The 17,947-nt window shown below is 56.2% G+C and carries 17 protein-coding genes and 1 tRNA gene; 11 read left to right on the top strand and 7 right to left on the bottom strand.

From position 1 onward, the window contains the following. Positions 1–616 (bottom strand): ATP-binding cassette domain-containing protein (locus RCH93_RS05010; protein WP_306547228.1); only part of this gene is annotated, 616 nt, incomplete at its 3' end. A 336-nt stretch (positions 617–952) separates the two neighbouring features. On the opposite strand from RCH93_RS05010, the gene RCH93_RS05005 reads away from it, so the two are divergent. The 7 genes from RCH93_RS05005 (at position 953) to RCH93_RS04975 (ending at position 6,797) form a co-directional block, all read left to right on the top strand. After that, positions 953–1,618, top strand: coding sequence for a lytic transglycosylase domain-containing protein (locus RCH93_RS05005; RefSeq protein ID WP_306547227.1), 666 nt, complete (start codon positions 953–955; stop codon positions 1,616–1,618). A 135-nt stretch (positions 1,619–1,753) separates the two neighbouring features. Beyond that, positions 1,754–2,494, top strand: coding sequence for a hypothetical protein (locus tag RCH93_RS05000; RefSeq protein ID WP_306547226.1), 741 nt, complete (start codon positions 1,754–1,756; stop codon positions 2,492–2,494). Beyond that, the gene (locus RCH93_RS04995) at positions 2,491–3,861 is read left to right on the top strand and encodes a type IV secretory system conjugative DNA transfer family protein (RefSeq protein ID WP_306547225.1); all 1,371 of its coding nucleotides are present in this window, start codon (positions 2,491–2,493) and stop codon (positions 3,859–3,861) included. The genes RCH93_RS05000 and RCH93_RS04995 overlap by 4 nt, the downstream gene beginning before the upstream one ends. Next, the gene (locus RCH93_RS04990) at positions 3,861–5,279 is read left to right on the top strand and encodes an HD domain-containing protein (protein WP_306547224.1); all 1,419 of its coding nucleotides are present in this window, start codon (positions 3,861–3,863) and stop codon (positions 5,277–5,279) included. Before RCH93_RS04995 ends, RCH93_RS04990 begins: the two co-directional genes overlap by 1 nt. After that, on the top strand, positions 5,279–5,995 hold the full coding sequence (locus RCH93_RS04985) for a hypothetical protein (protein WP_306547223.1): 717 nt from the start codon (positions 5,279–5,281) through the stop codon (positions 5,993–5,995). The genes RCH93_RS04990 and RCH93_RS04985 overlap by 1 nt, the downstream gene beginning before the upstream one ends. A gap of 20 nt (positions 5,996–6,015) precedes the next feature. Beyond that, a complete protein-coding gene (locus RCH93_RS04980) occupies positions 6,016–6,417 on the top strand; it encodes a recombinase (RefSeq protein ID WP_306547222.1) in 402 nt (133 codons plus the stop codon). Between the two features lie 95 nt (positions 6,418–6,512). After that, entirely contained in the window at positions 6,513–6,797 is a 285-nt protein-coding gene (locus tag RCH93_RS04975) for an HU family DNA-binding protein (protein ID WP_306547221.1), read from the top strand. Here RCH93_RS04975 and RCH93_RS04970 read toward each other — a convergent pair. Together RCH93_RS04970 and RCH93_RS04965 are read right to left on the bottom strand one after the other, a co-directional pair. Continuing rightward, on the bottom strand, positions 6,775–7,863 hold the full coding sequence (locus RCH93_RS04970; RefSeq protein ID WP_306547220.1) for a site-specific integrase: 1,089 nt from the start codon (positions 7,861–7,863) through the stop codon (positions 6,775–6,777). The genes RCH93_RS04975 and RCH93_RS04970 overlap by 23 nt on opposite strands. 128 nt (positions 7,864–7,991) lie before the next feature. Beyond that, positions 7,992–8,077: transfer RNA gene (locus tag RCH93_RS04965), tRNA-Leu, on the bottom strand. A 158-nt stretch (positions 8,078–8,235) separates the two neighbouring features. On the opposite strand from RCH93_RS04965, the gene RCH93_RS04960 reads away from it, so the two are divergent. Continuing rightward, the gene (locus RCH93_RS04960) at positions 8,236–9,222 is read left to right on the top strand and encodes a TrkA family potassium uptake protein (RefSeq protein WP_306547219.1); all 987 of its coding nucleotides are present in this window, start codon (positions 8,236–8,238) and stop codon (positions 9,220–9,222) included. Positions 9,223–9,242: 20 nt separating this feature from the next. Here the strand turns inward: RCH93_RS04960 and RCH93_RS04955 are convergent, their stop codons facing one another. From RCH93_RS04955 to RCH93_RS04945, 3 genes are read right to left on the bottom strand one after another with little or no spacing between them, the layout of a single operon-like run. Next, positions 9,243–10,421 (bottom strand): pyridoxine 5'-phosphate synthase, encoded by a 1,179-nt coding sequence (locus tag RCH93_RS04955; protein ID WP_306547218.1) that lies wholly within the window; start codon positions 10,419–10,421, stop codon positions 9,243–9,245. A 2-nt stretch (positions 10,422–10,423) separates the two neighbouring features. Beyond that, positions 10,424–11,434: a PhoH family protein gene (locus tag RCH93_RS04950; protein ID WP_306547217.1), complete on the bottom strand. Its 1,011-nt coding sequence runs from the start codon at positions 11,432–11,434 to the stop codon at positions 10,424–10,426. Position 11,435: 1 nt separating this feature from the next. Continuing rightward, positions 11,436–12,299 carry a thioredoxin domain-containing protein gene (locus tag RCH93_RS04945; protein WP_306547216.1) on the bottom strand — a complete coding sequence of 288 codons (864 nt, stop codon included), beginning with the start codon at positions 12,297–12,299 and terminating at the stop codon, positions 11,436–11,438. Between the two features lie 613 nt (positions 12,300–12,912). On the opposite strand from RCH93_RS04945, the gene RCH93_RS04940 reads away from it, so the two are divergent. Continuing rightward, complete coding sequence (locus tag RCH93_RS04940) at positions 12,913–15,084, top strand: adenosylcobalamin-dependent ribonucleoside-diphosphate reductase (protein ID WP_306547215.1); 2,172 nt, start codon at positions 12,913–12,915, stop codon at positions 15,082–15,084. Positions 15,085–15,125: 41 nt separating this feature from the next. Beyond that, on the top strand, positions 15,126–15,518 hold the full coding sequence (locus RCH93_RS04935) for a hypothetical protein (RefSeq protein ID WP_306547214.1): 393 nt from the start codon (positions 15,126–15,128) through the stop codon (positions 15,516–15,518). A 469-nt stretch (positions 15,519–15,987) separates the two neighbouring features. Here RCH93_RS04935 and RCH93_RS04930 read toward each other — a convergent pair whose 3' ends face one another. Then, on the bottom strand, positions 15,988–16,218 hold the full coding sequence (locus RCH93_RS04930; RefSeq protein ID WP_306547213.1) for a hypothetical protein: 231 nt from the start codon (positions 16,216–16,218) through the stop codon (positions 15,988–15,990). Between the two features lie 539 nt (positions 16,219–16,757). Here RCH93_RS04930 and RCH93_RS04925 point away from each other — a divergent pair. Beyond that, positions 16,758–17,594 (top strand): OmpA family protein, encoded by an 837-nt coding sequence (locus RCH93_RS04925; RefSeq protein WP_306547212.1) that lies wholly within the window; start codon positions 16,758–16,760, stop codon positions 17,592–17,594. Positions 17,595–17,947 lie beyond the last annotated feature (353 nt).

Below are 17,947 nucleotides of genomic sequence, written 5' to 3'. Positions count from 1 at the left end.
GAGCCGTCTGTTGGTCAAACAGATCAGCAGCAGGCAGCGTCAGCGAGGTCGAATGGCCGACCAGAATCAAGTGATCGATCAAATGCGGGGTCAGGCCAACATGGTGGCCTACCAGGATGGTGGTCTTGGCGGAGGCTGCCCGGTAGCGATGGATGGCGCTGTACACAATCTCCCTGGCTTCGGGGGCAAAACCGGCAACCCAATCATCCATAATCAGCAGATCCGGATCCTTTGCGAGAAGCACCGCCAGGGCAACCAAAGCCCGCTGGTGGGTGGCAAGATTGCAGATTTTCATCCTTTTAGGAAACCCAAGGTTGTCCATCATGCTGTAATAGCGGTCACCCTGCCATTCGGGAAAGCAGCCGCTGAAAAAGATCGCTGTCTGGCCGATGGTCATCACTTCGTAAGTCCGTTCAATATTTTCCAGCACCCCGATCTGTCGCCGAACCGTCAGCGGCAGATCGTGCGCCTCGTGGTTGTTTATCAGGCAGTGTCCAGCCGTTGGGGCAAGTTTGCCGGTGAGCAGGGCGAACAGTGCGGCTTTGCTCAAGGTGTCGTGGGGCGCGAGAACGGAGGTCCCCCCGTGGGGCACGAGAAAGGAAAGCTGTTCGCACACGGTTTTTCCTTGGAACACAAGGGTGAGCTGTTCGGCGCTAATGTCGCGCCTGCTCGTTGGACGGCGCCGCGAAGCGGGAGTTGCAGTTCGAAGGACAGGCGAGGGCATCCATCCTTGAATGCTCGGGACTTGGCGGGATGTGGAAGATGTCTGGTTGTTCATCATCAATTGGAACCGTGTTGTCGGTTGATAAGGGGCTTCTGCTAAATTTAGTTGATTCTAATAAATGAAGGTTATATAACTTTGCCTCGACAGTCAACATTTTTTTAACCGCAGCGACAGCACGGCATACGTGCAGAAGCGGCAACTTTCAGGCATACAACAGGGAGAAAGGGAATGCTTGAGGCTATCCTAAAGAATATTCGCTGGATGTATTGGGCAATGATGAGGAATGCGGTCTGGTCGTTATTGTGCCTGCTCTGTGCTCCGACCTCCGGGCATGGAGACGTTGTTGAGTCCTATGTGCGCAAATACCAAGTGATTGAGCTGTCCGCCGTTCAGAAAGCCAACGTCAGCTCGTACGAACACTTGATCCATTCGTTCAGTGCAATTAGCTATTTTCGGCCCCGATACAAGGTGAGTCCTGATTTTATCCGTGCCCTAATGCTGGCTGAATCTGGAGGAGACACGTTTGCCGTGTCCGAAAAAAACGCTCTCGGTCTCTGTCAGCTCCTGTACCCCACCGCTAAGGTCGCCGCCAGGGAACTGTTGGCCAAGGGCTTGCGGTTTGAGCATGTTTCCGTTGAGCGTTTACGCCGTCTCCAGCCCGACGATCTGTTTGACCCGGCAGTGAATATCCTGCTCACCTGCTATCTGATCTCCAAATACAACAAAGCCTACGACGGCAGGCTGGATCTGGTGGTCGCGGCATGGAACGCCGGTCAGGGATCGATATTCAATGGAAAGCCTCCGGATTATCCAGAAACACTAGATTTAATAGGTAAAGTGAATGGATATTTCCTGGCTTTTCTCAAGCAAAGACGAGGGAGACAGGCTGGTTAATTTTATTTTTGAGTAATTTGCTGTCAATCAGCGATCACGCATCCAATCGTTTTTGAAGGTCATCACCCCTGAAAAAAGAAGAGAGGCCGATTGTATCGGTCACCTTTTTCATCCAGTTCAGGGAGATGATCACGTATGCAATCCATCATTCTGTCATTAGCCAGCCGGCACGCTCTTTCTACATCCGAAGTCGTCCAAGAAATCGAATCTGCTTTTGCCCTGCTCCTTTCCCAGTGGTACCAGCAGGAGGTCATGGTCTTTCTCCGGGAGGGTATGCGCCTAGAGGTTGTGGCCTACAGCAAACTGAACGGACTTCCTGTTCAGCACATGCTCCATCTTCCCTCCGTCCTCTCCCGTAGGCAATTTAAGGCCATACTGGAAGACCATCTGGCCACGGCTGCGGTCATCAAGCAGGTTCGCCTGCTCAAATCGTATGAGCGGCGACTGCTCTGGGGCGAGGTCGTCTACAACAGGACCAGCGACAATCTCCTGATTGAAATCGAGATTGTTCCCGACGAACCAATCATCGCCGTCTGCCCGCTTAACCGGATTGGTTTGCATGAACGCTCTGCAGGCCGGTTTCAGCTTGGTCAACGCCGAGCCTTTCACCTGCGTCGGATTGATCCGGTGCTGGTAAACGGCACTCCTCGCGCCAAAGTCATCCTGGATAGAGTATCGAAGACCCTGACCGAGAACCTGCTCCGCCATCACCTGGGTGATGCGGCAGACCGGTTTCAATTCCACTGTCTGAAACGATACGTCGGCCACAAAAGCATTGTCCTGGCCACACGAAGGCTGCCGCGTGAGGTCATCGTTGCAGTTGACCGAGAGCTTAAAGAACGGATCGAAGTCCAGATCGTCAAGACTCTGCCATGAAGTCGCAAGAACCAACCGAGCCGAAAGCGCCCTGGACCCATATCGGGACGGGGGTGCATCTCGATCATCCCCAGACGGTCCTGGACCTTGGCTTTCCCGACAGTCATCGTAAAGGGCATTTTTGGTGCTTCGGCACTACCCGGGTCGGCAAGACCCGGATCATGGAGCACATCATCGCGCAAGATATCTGCAAGGGGTATTCGGTGGTGGCCATCGATCCCAAGGGCGATATCGATCTGTTCTCCAAGATCACGCAACTGGCCCATGAGACCGACCGGCTCGACGATCTGATGCTGATCACCCCAATCTTTCCCCAGTACAGCGCCATCCTCGATCCCTTGTCCTCCTACTACATGCCCGAGGAACTGGTGGCCCATATCACCGCCGGGGTGGCCATCGGCCGGGAACCGTATTTTTTCGGTGTGGCCTACGAGGTCAGCCTAGTGGTGGTCCAAGCCCTGATTATGCTGGCTGAGCAGGCCGGAACAAAGCCCTCGTTCAACCTCAACGACATCAAGAACCACATCAGCCACCAGGACCTGGAACAGCTCAAGGAGAAGATCGACTACATCGACAGTCCCGAGGCCAAGCAGCTCTCCCTGGACATTCAGAAGATCCTCTCGACTCCGGCGGACTACTATTCCAAGGTGGCCAGTTCCCTGCGGGTGGCACTCACCGAGTTGACCTCGGGCAATGTTGGCAAGATCATCGGCAGGGCTGACGAGAACCGCTTTATTCAACGGTTGGAGGAAGGTAAGGGCATTATCCTGGTGGTGCAGTTGGGATCGTTGTTGACCAAGCGGGCCGCTTATACCGCCGGCAAGGTGATCATTTCCATGATCCAGGCCTTTGTCGGGAGGGTCTATTCATCGGGCAGGAATGTGACGCCGTCGCTGGTGCTCCATATCGACGAGGCTCAGTCGGTGCTCTACCAGGGGATCGAGGACCTCTTTGCCAAGGCCGGTGGGGCCGGGGTGTTCATCCACGGCTACTGCCAATCGATCAGCCAGTTGTATGCCGAGGTGGGCGAGGATCGGGCCAACACCATCCTCGACAACTGCAACACCAAGCTGTTCATGCGGGTGCCGGATCCCAGCACCGCCAATTACGTCTCCGAACATCTGGGCGAAGAAAAACGGTTTTCCCCCATTATCTCCCTGGGGGGCAATGTCTCCATCCGCGAGACCGAGGAGGTGCGGATCAAGCCGAGCGAGATCCTCAAGATGAAACCCCGCGAACTCTTCCTCATCACCTACTCCGGCACCTACAAGGGGGTGACCGCCACGGTTGAGGAGGGCAGGCTCAAGGTGATCTTTCCGGATCTGGCCGGTGAGACGATCATCAAAAAGCAAGCGAAGAGCGGGTGATGCTGGATATCTGGCCGACGATCATCCTCGGGGTGGCTTTAGTGTTGATTGGCGTTGCCGGCACACTGGTGCTGCGGAGTGAGGAGCAGGAGGCCTCGATTCTGGAGCAGATGACGCTGAGCGTGCTCTCGCAGCGGTGGGCCAGGCCCAAAACCTCCACCCGGATAGAGGGGGTGAAGCATATCTCGGAGCTGGCTTATCTCTGGCGGAACGAGCAAGTAATTGCCCAAGGAATCGAACAATACGAACTCACGCATCCACGCTCCCAATCCTTTGCCAGCCAGTTGCGGACCTGGTCCTTTTTCAACCAAGCACTTGGGCAACGGGCGGTCTGCTTTGAAATCCTCCGCCTGCTCGACCGTGAGGGGCAGTGCCCTTCGGTGGTCGATGTCCAGGGCGATGTGGAGGCCGCCTGGGAACAGAACACCTATCGGATTCTGGCCAAGACCACACTGCTTGATCATTCCCTCAACGTAGCTGAGCAGGTGGTCAAGCTGCTCTCCGACCATCATGCCTGGCATGTGATCCCGGATACCATGGTGGCCGCCCTGGGGCATGACCTAGGCAAGCTCAAATCAGCACGGGGCTCGCTCTATGCCCTGGGTGAACATCCCCTGGCTGCCGGCGCCATTATCTCCGCCATCCCCGGGTTCAAGGAACTCTCCCGCAAGGAGGACATCCTCCGGGCCATCAAAATGCACCACAAGATGCCCGAGGGTCTGCTCGGCAAGACCCTCAAGAAGGCTGATCAACAGGCTCGGCAGCAGGAGCTTGAGCGTTGGGTGGGAGTGGAGGCCACCGAGAAAATCAAGGAGTCGCACGAAGAGGAAGCGCCAGAAAAATCGCTGCAACCGTCATCCCGGGAAGCGGTGCAACGGGTGCAGGCGGACATCTACGGGGAATCCATTGATCCAGCGCCAAGCCGGGAGGAAATCGCACCGCCCCAGCGGGTGGACATCTCCAGATGGTTCGATGCCGCCGGCTACCTGGCCATGCTCAAGCCCTACATCAACCGGCTTGATGGTCGGCGCTTTCTGGCCTTCTCCATGGCCGATGGCCTGGTCTATTTCCAGGTCAAGGTATTGGAAGAAGTGGCCCGCAAACAGGCCCAAGAGGCCGGCTGCATGGAGATCGCCACCATGGCCCAGGATGATTCCACCATGCGCCAGGTGCTGTTCAGTGTTGTCCAGCAGCTGCGCCAGGAGCATGAAGTGATTGCGACCGGGTTGATCAAGGCCGCCTATTTCGGGGGGTATTTCATGGTGACCAGGAAGCACAGCAAGGAGATGCGGGGATACTACACCCCCTTCCATGCCGAGGCCTTTGGTTCCATCGCCGAGATGGAACGGGCCAAGCCGGATCTACTCCGCGACATCCTCAAAGTCAGTCCCCATACCGGCAGTGACCAGGAGAGCTGATGGCCAAGGAACGGGAAGCCAAAGGGGCCAACGACACCAATGCCCAGATCATCACCACCGATGCCGGCCGGATCTACAAGCCGGTCAACCTGCTCAGCGCCATATCCGAGATCCAGCAGTTCTATGTGATCGAGAGCAAGGGGCAGAACATTCCGGCCGAGTTCCTCACCCTGGAGCGGACCATCGATTTTTTCAAGATCGGCCTGAAGAGCGGGTTTAACGAGGGCATTGCCCTGGTGCTGCTGTTCCCGGTGTTCCATTTCTACCTGTTCCCCTTTGTCTTTCTCCAGCTCGACTGGTTCAGCCATCTGCTCTTTGGCTGCATCCCCTATCTGCCCCTGATCATCAACACCCTGATGTGCAGCTACATCAGTCGCTACTTTGTCGGCAACATCACCCGCAAGGCGGTCAACTCCCTGCTCTCCGGCCGGGCCCTCTCCCTGCTGCTTAAGGCCTTTGTGGTCTATGTCATCTACCTGGTCCTGTTTCGTTTGAGCACCCCGGAGAACGTCGGTCGGTTGGCGAGCCAGTTCGGCGTAAAGGCCCACGAAATCTACCATGGCTTCTTTGCCATCAAGCCGCACCTGGTGCCCCTGGCCACCAAGAGCAGTCTACTCATGGTGCTGGCGGCCGTGTTTCCCTACGGATCGGTCTATCTGCTTGACTGCTGGCATCGCCACTGGGTCAAGCGCAACATACAGCGTATTTCTGCCTAACAACCATTGGAGGTTCAACCATGGAACACGAAGAGAAAAAACAGCGTCCCTCTTGGCAGGAGATTGAGGAGAAGAAAATCAATCTGGTGAAGGAAAAAGGCTCTCGGGTCATGCGGGTCAACTCGCCGATTGGCTCCACCATGTTCAGCATCCTGCGGCAATTTGACATGGCCTACGCCAATTTCAAGGGCCGGCTGGGGGAGATGGGCGGCATCACCTACGAAGAAGGCGCTGCCTTGATGGAAGAAGGGCGGGAGATCGTCATGGCCTTCTCTGATTTCACCGCACGGCTCAGTCGGAGGGTCAATTTCCGCTACTATGCCCCTAATGAAATCAAAGACTATCTGGAGTTACTCAAAGCTCAGGAGAAGAGCGAAAAGGCTTCGTGTGACGCAGAGAGTGCGGTTTCGACCGAGTCATAACCCACCAGGCAATTGCACCTTGCCTTGGTGGGTAAGGTCTGCTATCTCGCAAGCTATGAAGCAATTTTTCAGATTTCCCCCTGCATGGAGCAACTATGAACAAAACCGAATTGATCGACAAGGTTGCCAAAGAAAGTGCCTTGAGCAAGGCCGCCGCTGAGCAGGTGGTCAACAACGTTTTTTCAGCCATCGCAGATGCGATGAAGACCGGGGACAAGGTCACTCTCGTGGGATTTGGCACCTTTTCCGTTTCTGAGCGTGCTGCCCGTGAAGGACGCAATCCACAATCTGGGGAAAAGATCACAATTCCAGCTAAAAAGGTGGTAAAATTTAAGCTTGGTTCTAAGCTCGACAGCGTTATTCAATGCCAAGGGAATTAATTCGGTCAACGGCTTTCAATTTATGTTCATCGAGAAGATGGGTGTAGCGAAGAACCATCTGAAGGGTACTGTGGCCCAGGATTGCAGCTAAAGTTCGAATATCGGCGCCTGCCATGAGCATGTGACTGGCGGCAGTATGGCGAAGATCATGCATGTGTAACGACGGTAATTGGGCTCGCACTCGTGCTTTGTCAAAGGACGGCCGAAAACGGGAGGACGGGATGTTTTGAGCGTGTAGGCTTTTTCCTTCTCCATTGAGAAAAACAAATTCACTGCTCGGATTAGAATTTTTCAACTTTCCCAGTACTTCCAGCACGGTTTTGGTGAGTGGGACAGTTCGGGGTTCATTTTTTGTGATCAATAGAGTAAGAGCCCGGCGCTCAAAATCGATTTGATTCCACCGTAAACCAGCCGCTTCGCTTGGCCTCATTGCGGTTTGCAGAAGAACCAACACATAGGGGTAGAGCATTTTATTACGACTAGCCTTGCATTCCTTGAGGAGCCGAATCGCTTCATCTTCTTTGAGGAATAATATTCTTCCTTTGGGAACCTTTGGCCGTTCAATGGACTTCACCGGATTCTCGAGGGGAAGTTCCCATTCCTTGCATGCTTTTAGAAAAAGGTGAGACAGGAGAGCCAATTCTAGCCGCACGGCATACGCGGACACCACCTCTAAACGTTGATCTCTATATTTTGCGACAACGGATGGGGTTATATCGGGCAACAGTGTATTTCTGCCGAGTTTCTCTTTCAGAATTTTTGCAATTCTCTTTTCTCGCTCTTGCGTCGTCAATGCTTTTTGGGAGGTGACCGTTTCGATGTAACGGTCCAGCGCATCGCTAAGGGTCTGTTGAGCGCGGCGAGGATCTTTAAATCTTTGATTTTTCATGTTTGATTCAATTTCAGCAGCCCAGGTCCGGGCTTCTCCTTTGGTGTCAAAGGTTCTGCTGAGCGAATCAAATCCTTTCACGCGTACAGTGACCGTATAGGATGTCTTCTTTTTCCCTTTTCTTGTGAGGATTCTTGCCATTTTTCCACCCTCGTATTTGTTCCACTTTTGTTCCATTTCCTCTGTCAAAATATAGCAAGAAAGAGCACGAGAAAGCAACTGGAATGGAAAGGGTGGGGGAAGAGAGGATAAAAGAAAAGGGCTAACATCTTTCTTTTTTCAAGATGTTAGCCCTTGTTTTAACTTGGTACCCGGAACGAGAATCGAACTCGTACAGCCAGAGGCCGAGGGATTTTAAGTCCCTTGCGTCTACCAGTTCCGCCATCCGGGCAGGTTGGGATTTTATACACTCCCCCGTGCGCTTTGTCAAACGGAGAAGTGGGAGAAGCTTTTGAAGTTACGGCAGGTTAACAGTGGCGTTTTGCGACGGCGATGTGCTATGTTGCCGCGATGCCGATTGGGGCCTCTTTCAGATTTCGACAGGATGCCATGCGGAAAATCATCATCATTGCCGTTATATTTTTGGCGCTGCTCTTTGGCGGCGCCTTTGGGTACATGATCCTCGAGAACACCGGGTTCTGGATGGGCATGTACCTGACCGTCATTACCGTGTTCACCGTGGGGTACGGCGACATCGTGCCCATTCATCCCTCGGGTCGGGTGTTCACCGTGTTTCTGGTGATCAGCAGCGTCAGCTTTGTCATGTACACCTTCAGCAAGATCACCGAGACCATGATCGAGGGCGAGCTGCGCGGGTTGTACAAAAGGAGAAAAATGAATAAACAGATCAGCAGGTTGCGCGACCATTACATTGTCTGCGGATTTGGCCGGATCGGCAAAGAAATCTGCAAGATCCTCCAGGAGCACCATCGGCCCTTTCTCGTCATCGAAAAGGACGAGGAGGAAAGCAAATCCCTGGACGAATTGCAGTACATGCGCTTGGAGGGCGACGCCGCAGACGACGACGTACTGCAGAGCGCCGGCATCGACCGCGCCAAGGGGTTGGTTTCGGTGGTCGCCTCCGACGCCGACAACCTTTACATCACCCTCACCGCCAGGGGTCTCAACCCCAGCCTCTACATCATGGCCCGTTCCAGCGGCGGTCCCGGCGTGCAGACCAAGCTCAAAAGGGCCGGGGCCTCCAAGGTGATCTCGCCCTATTCGATCGGGGCCCGGCGCATGGCCCATCTCATTGTCCGGCCGACGGTTTCTGACTTTATTGATCTGACCATGCGCGCCGGCGAACTCGACCTGATGATGGAAGAGCTGAAGGTCAGTGCAGCGTCGCATCTCAACGGCAAAAACCTGATCGAGTCCGAAATTCGCAAGAAATACGACGTCATCGTGGTGGCGATCAAGCGCCAGGACGGGGTCATGCTGTTCAATCCCCGCTCGGAAACAGTGATCATGGCCGGCGACATTCTGATCGTCCTCGGCGCCAACGAGCACATCCTCGGTTTGGGCCGGGAGATGTAAACCGAACCGTTCGGCCGGGCTCAGACCGCTCTGACGATGGCCAGCATCTCCCGCACCGCATTCTCAATGCCGACCAGCACCGCCCGGCTGACAACCGCGTGGCCGATGCTCAGTTCTTCGATAAAAGGCAGGCCGGCGATGGGGTGGGCGTTGCGGTAATCAAGGCCGTGGCCGGCGTTGACCCGCAAGCCCGTTTCATACGCCAGTTCCGCCGTCTGTTCGATCAAACGGAACTGCTGCTCCTGGTCTTCCATGGTCCGGGCCTCGCAATAGGGGCCGGTGTGCAGTTCGACAAAGGTCGCTCCGACGTCCAGCGCCGCCTGCACCTGGGCTACGTCCGCGTCGACAAAAAGCGACACCGGAATTCCCGCCTTGCGCATCTTTTCAATCGTTTTGGTCAGCTTTTTGGCGTTGGCCAGCACGTCCAGCCCGCCCTCGGTGGTCAGCTCCTTGCGTTTTTCCGGCACCAGGGTGATCATGTCCGGCACAATTTCAAGCGCAATGTCGACAATTTCTGCGGCGTTGGCCATTTCCAGGTTGAGCTTGGTCTTGACCGTCTGACGCAGCAGGCGCACGTCGCGGTCCTGGATGTGGCGTCGATCTTCGCGCAGGTGCACGACAATGCCGTCGGCTCCGGCCAGTTCGCACAGCGAGGCGGCCAGCACCGGGTCGGGTTCAACGCCGCCCCGCGCCTGGCGGATGGTGGCTACATGGTCAACATTGATGGCGAGAAAGGGCATGGCAACACTCCTTGTTGTCTGGATCTGCTGAAACAGTTCTTTTTCATAATCCCACATGCGCACGGCTTCGTCCTCCGAGCGCTCGTGGTCGTAGCCGATGAGGTGGAGCATCCCGTGGATGATCAGCTCGATCAGGCGATGATGCAAGCTGTGCCCTGCGCGGGCGGCTTCGCGGCGGGCGGTGTCCACCGAAACGAGGATGTCGCCCAGTTCCGTCGCCTGCGGGGGGAAACCGTCGTCGCCCTCGCCAGCCGGAAAGGAGAGCACGTTGGTCGCGCCTTTTTTTTTGCGGTACTGTTCGTTGTAAGCCGCCATCTCCACGTCGCCCATAAAGACGACGCTCACCTCGGCCGCCTCCAGTTTGAGCAGGTGGAGCAGGTCGGCGCTGCGTTGCTGCAGCAGGCGGCGATTGAGCCGGTGATGGGCGATGTCGTGGCTGAAACTGAATTGCACCGGCATAATCAGGCCTCGTCGTCTTCGTTGCGACCGCGCCGGGCCTCGTCCTGCTGCTCATAGGCCTGGATGATCTCCTGCACCAGGGGATGGCGAACCACGTCGGACTTGGAAAAATGGCGAAAGGCGATGCCCTTGATTCCGGTGAGGATTTTCTCGGCCTGAATCAGCCCGGAACGCTGCGATCCCGGCAGGTCGATCTGGGTGACGTCGCCGGTAATCACCGCCTGGGAGTCGAAACCGATGCGGGTGAGGAACATCTTCATCTGCTCGCGGGTGGTGTTCTGGGCTTCGTCTAGAATAATAAAGGCGTTGTTCAGCGTCCGGCCGCGCATGAAGGCCAGCGGCGCCACCTCAATCACGCCGCGCTCGGTCAGATCCTGGGTTTTTTCCTGGCCTAGCATCTCGTTGATGGCGTCGGTCAGCGGCCGCAGATAGGGGTCAACCTTCTGGGCCATGTCGCCGGGCAGAAATCCCAACTTCTCCCCGGCCTCCACTGCCGGCCGGGTGAGGATGATTTTGGCGACCTGTTCCTTGGCCAGGGCCGAAACCGCCATGGCCACCGCCAGATAGGTCTTGCCGGTGCCGGCCGGGCCCACCCCGAAGACGATGTCGTTTTCGCGGATCGCCTCGATGTACAGCTTCTGGTTGACCGATTTGGGCGAGATCACCCGTTTGCGCGAGGTGATGCAGACCTTGTCGAGGAAGATCTCCTCCAGCCGCGCCTGGGGCGAAGATTCCAAAATCTTGACCCCAAAGGCGATGTCCTGGCTGAACACCGGATAGCCTTTGAGCAGCAGCCCGTACATCTGCTGCAGGGTGGAGGCGGCCAGTTCGACCGCGTGCATGCGGCCGGTGATGCGCAGGCCATTGCCGCGGGCGTTGATCTGCACCCCGGTGGCCTGCTCGATGGTGAGCAGGTTGCGGTTCAGTTCGCCAAACAGCTGCTGGGCGACGCTGTTGTCGGCAAAATCAAGCTCCCGCGAAGTCTCGACGTTGAGGGCTACGGAGGGCTTCAACTCACTTGGCCCCGCCGGCGGCCAGGGCTTCGTCGACCATCTTCTGCAGAGCAGGCAGGGAGCGATCCCGCGCCGGCCGGCCGTTGACGAACATCGACGGCGTGGCCACAACGTCGGCCGCCTGGGCGTCGGCCTTGTCCTTGGCCAGTTGCGTCTGCACCTCGGGTCCGCTCACATCGGCTTTGTACTGCGCCATATTGAGCCCGATCCGTTGGGCCGTCTCATCGATTACGGTCGGCGTCCAGTTGGTGGTCTGGAACAGGGCGTCGTGCATCTCCCAGAATTTGCCCTGTTTTTGCGCTGCAATCGCGGCCAGTGCGGCCGGTTCGGCCTGCTGATGCATGGGCAGGGGCAGATGTTTGAAGACGATGCGCAGCTTGTCCGTGTTCTTGGTCAGCAACTCGGCCAGGGTCGGCTCCAGCTTGCCGCACCAAGGGCATTCGAAATCGGAGAACAGCACCAGGGTGACCGGCGCGTTCTCGGCGCCGCGCACCGGCGCGCCGATGATGTCGATCTTCTGGTTAAAGCTGACGTCAATGGCGGTGTAGGTTTTGGTCTTGTCGTTCACCAGATAGAGCATCTCTCCACGGGCGGCGATGTCAATGGCGGTGACGCCCGAATCAACCGGCAATGCGCCCAGCTGTTTGCCGTCCGGAGTAAAGATATAGACCTTGGAATCGGCGCCGAGGATGAAAACCTTCTTGTTGTCCAGGGACTGGGCAATGTCCACCGGCTTGGCCGGGATCGGCCAGGAGGCCTGCACCGACCAGTTGAGGTCGCCGGCGGCGGTGTTTTTCTTCGGTTCCTGGGCCTGAACGGTCAGCGGCAGCAGCAGCGCGGCGCAAAGGAGGGTTTTTTTCAGCATGGGGGGAGCGTGTCCTTACGTGAGTGTGGGATGGAGTGTCGTTCCCGCTTGCAAGCGGGCGGCCAATGGCGGCGGAACAGACCGGGTTGTTTTGTTAACTTGCTGAACTGGCGAATGTATGTTCGCACGACGACGAAATTGATCCACACTATAATGACAGCCGGACGAATGCGCAAGCCACAAGAATGACAACGATTGCCGGGGCTGTCGTCGATGTCGAGTCAAGGCGGCGGATACGAGCGGTTGCGTTGCTGCCAACGGCAATTTTCGTGGGCTGTTCCGGTCTTTTTTGGGCGGATGAGCCTGGCGCTTCGGGCCGCTATTTTGGGCGCCGGCCAGGGTGTTTTGAGTGCTTTCCGGCTGAACTCGTTGAAAACAGGATATTTTGCAAAACACTACATGTTGCATTATTTATCCTTGATGCTCTCTATATGTTGTGATAAGTTGCCGTCGACGATGAGGAGCCACCGCCGGAAACGCCGTCTGTGCCCCGCCGGCCCAAAAGACTGTTGCCGCAAGGTTTTGCGGGCAGGGCAGGGGGCTGAGGGCTCGGTTTGGGCGGCGCCCGTCGCCAAGAGAAGCAGACGAGATGAATTCAAGCAACGAGGACATTATGACCAGAAGCATACCCCGGCAACAGCTGACCGACACCGCAGAAACCGTTCTTGAACGGAGGTACTACCTGAAAGACGAGCAGGGCAAGCCGCTCGAAAATTGGGAGACTCTGTGTCGTCGGGTGGCCAACGCCGTGGCGCTGGTGGATCGCGATTTGCCCGACTATAAAGATCTCGGCGACCGCTTCTTCAACATGATTTATTACCTCGATTTTCTGCCCAACTCGCCCTGCCTGATGAACGCCGGCACCGATCTCGGCCAGTTGTCGGCCTGCTTTGTGCTGCCGGTCGAAGACTCGATGGACGGCATCTTCACCTCCATCCGCAACGGCGCCCTGGTCCACAAAACCGGCGGCGGCACTGGCTATTCCTTTTCCCGTCTGCGCCCGAAAAACTCGGCGGTCCAGTCCACCCAGGGCGTGGCCTCCGGCCCCCTGAGCTTTGCCGCAGTGTTCGACGCCGCCACCGAAACCATCAAGCAGGGCGGCAAGCGCCGCGGCGCCAACATGGGCGTGCTCCGGGTCGATCACCCCGACATCATGCAATTTATCGTCGCCAAGCAGGACCAGACCCGCTACACCAATTTTAACTTCAGCGTCGCCATCACCGACCTGTTCATGGAGGCGGTGCGCGACGACCTCGAATACGACCTGATCGATCCTTCCAACGGCAACGTCATCGAATCGCTGCGGGCCCGGGAAGTGTTCGACAAAATCATCGATCTGGCCTGGCACAACGGCGAGCCCGGCGTGCTCTTCATCGACGCCGCCAATCGCGACAACGCCACCCCGCAGTTGGGCAAGTTCGAGGCCACCAACCCCTGCGGTGAGCAGTGGCTGCTGCCCTACGAATCCTGCAACCTCGGTTCCATCAACCTTGGTCAGTACGTCAAAGAGGGCACGGTCGATTGGGAACGGCTCGGCGCCACCGCCCGGCTGGCGGTGCGTTTTCTTGACAACGTCATTGACTGCAACCGTTTTCCTATCCCCGAAATTGCCGAAATGACCCAGAAAACCCGCAAAGTCGGCCTAGGGATCATGGGGATGCACGACATGCTCATCCAACTGGAACTGCCCTACGGCAGCGAGGAAGGACGGCAGGCTGCGGCCGAGGTCATGGCCTTTGTTCGCAAAGAGGCCGAGGTCGCTTCGGTGGCCCTGGCTGAGATGAAAGGCCCTTTTCCCGCCTTTGATGAGCGGATCAACAAGTACCCGGCGCGGCGCAATGCGGCCCTGACCTCGATCCAGCCCACCGGCACGGTGTCGATGATCGCCGACTGCGCCTCAGGCTGCGAGCCCTATTTCTCCATCGTTATGATCAAAAACGTCATGGACGGCGACCGGCTGCTCATGGCCAACAAGCTTTTTGAGCGCGTCGCCCGCGCGGAAGGCTTCTATTCCGCCGGGATAATGGAAAAGGTGGCCGCCACCGGCACAGTCATCGGGCACGCCGAGATCCCCAAACGCTGGCAGGAAATCTTCCGCACCGCCCAGGACATCAGCCCGGAGAGCCACATCCGCATGCAGGGCATCCTCCAGAACAACGGGGTCGACTCCTCGATCAGCAAAACCATTAATCTGCCCTCATCGGCCACCCACGACGACGTCCGCACCTCCTACATGCTCGGCTTCGAGTTGGGCTGCAAGGGCTTGACCGTGTACCGCGACGGCTCCCGCGATCATCAGGTGCTCAACACCATGGCCGCAAGCCCGGATAAAAGCGCCACCGTGTCCAGCGATGGGTTGTTCCAAAAATCAACTCTGCCCGATGTGCTCAGCGCCAAGCGCTACCGCCTCAAAGACATCAACGGCGAGACCATTTATCTCATCGTCTGCTTTGACGAAGGTGAAAAACCAATGGAGGTCTTTGCCAAGTTCCCCTTCGACAACCGAGTGGATTTGAAGGATAAGTCCACCATGTGGACCACCACCTGCCGCCTGGTGTCGCTGGCCCTGCGCTATCAGATTCCCATGGATGAGATCATCAAGCAGTTGGATCGCTCCAGCGGCCACATGCTCGATCTGCCCGCCCAGTTGGGCAAGTTGTTGAAGTCGTTCATGGCCGCCACCCAGCATGGGTTTGCCTCGGTGTGTCCGGAGTGTCAGGGGAAGTTGGTGTTTGAGGAAGGGTGTGAGGTGTGCCGGGATTGCGGGTATTCTAAGTGTTCTTGATTGGGAGCATTAATTCTATGGAGTTCCTTAACGAGACCATATTGAATGGTAAATTTTTTAGTGGTTTTGTAATAGGCGTCCTTGTAAAACTTGTTTCAGACATTCTTTATGATAAGCATAAAGAGCAAAAATCTTATAAGTACGAACAAAAACGCTTTGTTGAAATATGCGAACAAATGCCTGATTTTATAGATGAAGTAAAAGAAGCCTTGTCGCTTCAACCAAACAATTTGGTTCGTGATTTTTTTGTCATTCTTGAATGGCAATGTTTAAACGCTGAAAATTGTTTCGTTTTTAAAGATAACGGCATTAACAATTACCTTCATAAAGTCCAGTTGTTGGTAGATTCAGGATATGTCACTGATATCACTCCAAGTAACGCCAAAATGTTTCGCATGAAGGAGCAGTTTGTTGATGCCCTTTTAGGGAAATAGGTTTTGATCGTTTCCACGCTTCAGCGTTAGAGAATTGGGCGAGGTGGGCACGGCTGTATCGTGCCCACCAACAACACGACTTCCTTTCGATTTTCCCCTTCACCATCTGATTTAATTTCCATGCTCTATCTCCCTGCGGGAGGGGCATTCTTTTCTTTGCTTGCCCAAAGAAAAGAATCAAAAGAAAGGGCAGCCCTGCCGCTGAGACGACCCCGTTCGACGGGGTGCGGAACCGGCGGGGCAAAAACTCGCTGCGCTCAAACAGCTTGCCCCTTCATCCGGTCCCGCACCCCGCCGCCCGGCTCAGCGCCAACGGCCCCCACCGTGCCCGAATAATCCTCATCCCAACAAGCAACACCCCGGCGGGTTGCCCCTCCGTGGCCTTGAGAGGTTGCTTGCAACAGTATTGAATGCCGCACCGTCCCGCTTCCTTCATTCCGCCGCGTAGGCGTGAGTCCAGAACCGTTCGTCATCTCTTTTCCCGCTCGAGACAACCGTCGGTGCATAACGGAAACGGCTTTTCTTTTCCTCTGCCTTGTTTTTGGGGCGACGAGGAGAGCGAGGAGAAATCCCGCTTGCCGAAGAGGTGCTTGCCCAATGAAAAGAGAAGATGTTTCGCGTTTGCGTAGGGGCGCAGGGCATGCGCCCAAAAGAATACGCCGTGCGCCCCTACGCTGCAAACACCCAATTCCAGGTTCATCTGCGGCGCATAGGAACCAGCGCCGGGTAGGGTGAGTTCCAATCGTTCGGACCTGTGCCGTTGCGACTGTTGTCGGCAATACATCGCGGCTGATCGTTCCCATGCTCCAGCGTGGAAACGCATCCTGGACGCTCCCGCGTCCGGTTGTGTCCGGCAACATGTCGCAGACACGGCCTGCTCCTATCGATAAGCATGACGCATCGGTGTAGGAGCGGGCCATGCCCGCGATGCTGCTTTGTCACCGCAAAGAAAGAGTGCTTGGCTTATCGCGTCCGGCGGACATGCGGACGTAACCCTGGCGCGAGATCACCGACCATCCCGCCGTTCGGCGCTCGTTCCAGGCGCAAAGGCTCAGGTTATTCAGTCGTTTTCAGTTTGTATTTCATGGTGTTATTGCCTGTGTCCCTCGCCGCCTTTTCGTATCATTTACCGAGTTGAACGGAGGGGCATCCTGCACCCTGCTTGCTCGCAGGCCAACCCGTGCCGTTACATGCGGCCAATTCATGGCTATGGAGAACGCAAAAACCTGGGAGGAAAGCATGAGAAAAACATTGGCGGTTGTATTGACGGTCCTGCTTGCATTGTCCGGCGCGGTTGCCTCATGGGCCGCTGACAAGGATAAACCAGGCAGCAAGGATCATCCCCTGCTGTCGCGGATGCCCGACTTTCACATCAGTGAGTACAAGCTGATCGAGTTTGACAACTACAAGTTCAACGGTGCGGACAAGCAGAAGGTGGTTGTTGAAGGGCAAAAGCTGTACATCGAATACAAACTCAGTAAGGATGCCGCCGTGCCCGGCGAGCTGAAAATCCGTCGCAATATCCAGGAAGCGCTGGTCAAAATTGGCGGTAAGGTGCTTTTTGACGACGATTTTAACCGGTGCTCGACCATTCTCCTGGAGAAAGACGGCAAGGAAACCTGGATCGAGGTGCGCAGTCTTGACAAGACATACCGGCTGACCACCGTTGAGAAGCAGGCTATGAAGCAGGAGGTCGTGGCCACCGCCGAAGTCATGGGCAACGACATTCACGCCACCGGCCATGTTTCTATCTACGGCATCTACTTCGACACCGCCAAGTCCGACGTCAAGCCCGAATCCGCCGCCGCCGTCGCCGAGATCGCCAAACTGCTCCAGAACAACCCCGCCCTGAAGCTGTACGTGGTCGGCCATACCGACAATATCGGTTCCTTTGAGGCCAATATGAAACTCTCCCGTGAGCGGGCCGAGTCGGTTGCCAGGGAACTGACCGGGAAGCATCATATCGCCGCCGACCGCCTGAAGCCGCACGGCGTTTCCTCCCTGGCCCCGATTGCCTCCAACGACGCCGAAGACGGCAAACAGAAAAATAGGCGTGTGGAGCTGGTTAAACAGTAAGCAGGGCGGGCAGGCGTCTGTTGGTTGCTTGCCCGCTCTGCCCTCCTCGTTCGATGTTCAAATAATGGCGGGTAACCTACCCTTTATCCGCAGACCTTTGTGTCTCGAACCCTGACGCGGCATCTGGCGTTGATGGCGACGCTGATCAGTGTGTTGCTGAATTTTCTTTGCAAGAGCGTACAGAATGCATTTTTTAATTGCCATTTAAACGCATCTGTGTTTTAATAGCCGCTCGCCGCTGAGCAACAAACGAGCAGCAGCAATTGATCTTTGAAAACTGAACAGTAAAGAAGAGCGGGCCAAGTAGTAATTGGTTTGAAAACGAGTAAGAAAGTCCAATCGATTTGTGATTG

The organism is Desulfobulbus sp. (genome assembly GCF_030824455.1).
Taxonomy (GTDB): Bacteria; Desulfobacterota; Desulfobulbia; order Desulfobulbales; family Desulfobulbaceae; genus Desulfobulbus.
The sequence above is the reverse complement of the archived record's forward strand: the minus strand, read 5'-3'. Positions and strand labels throughout refer to the sequence as shown.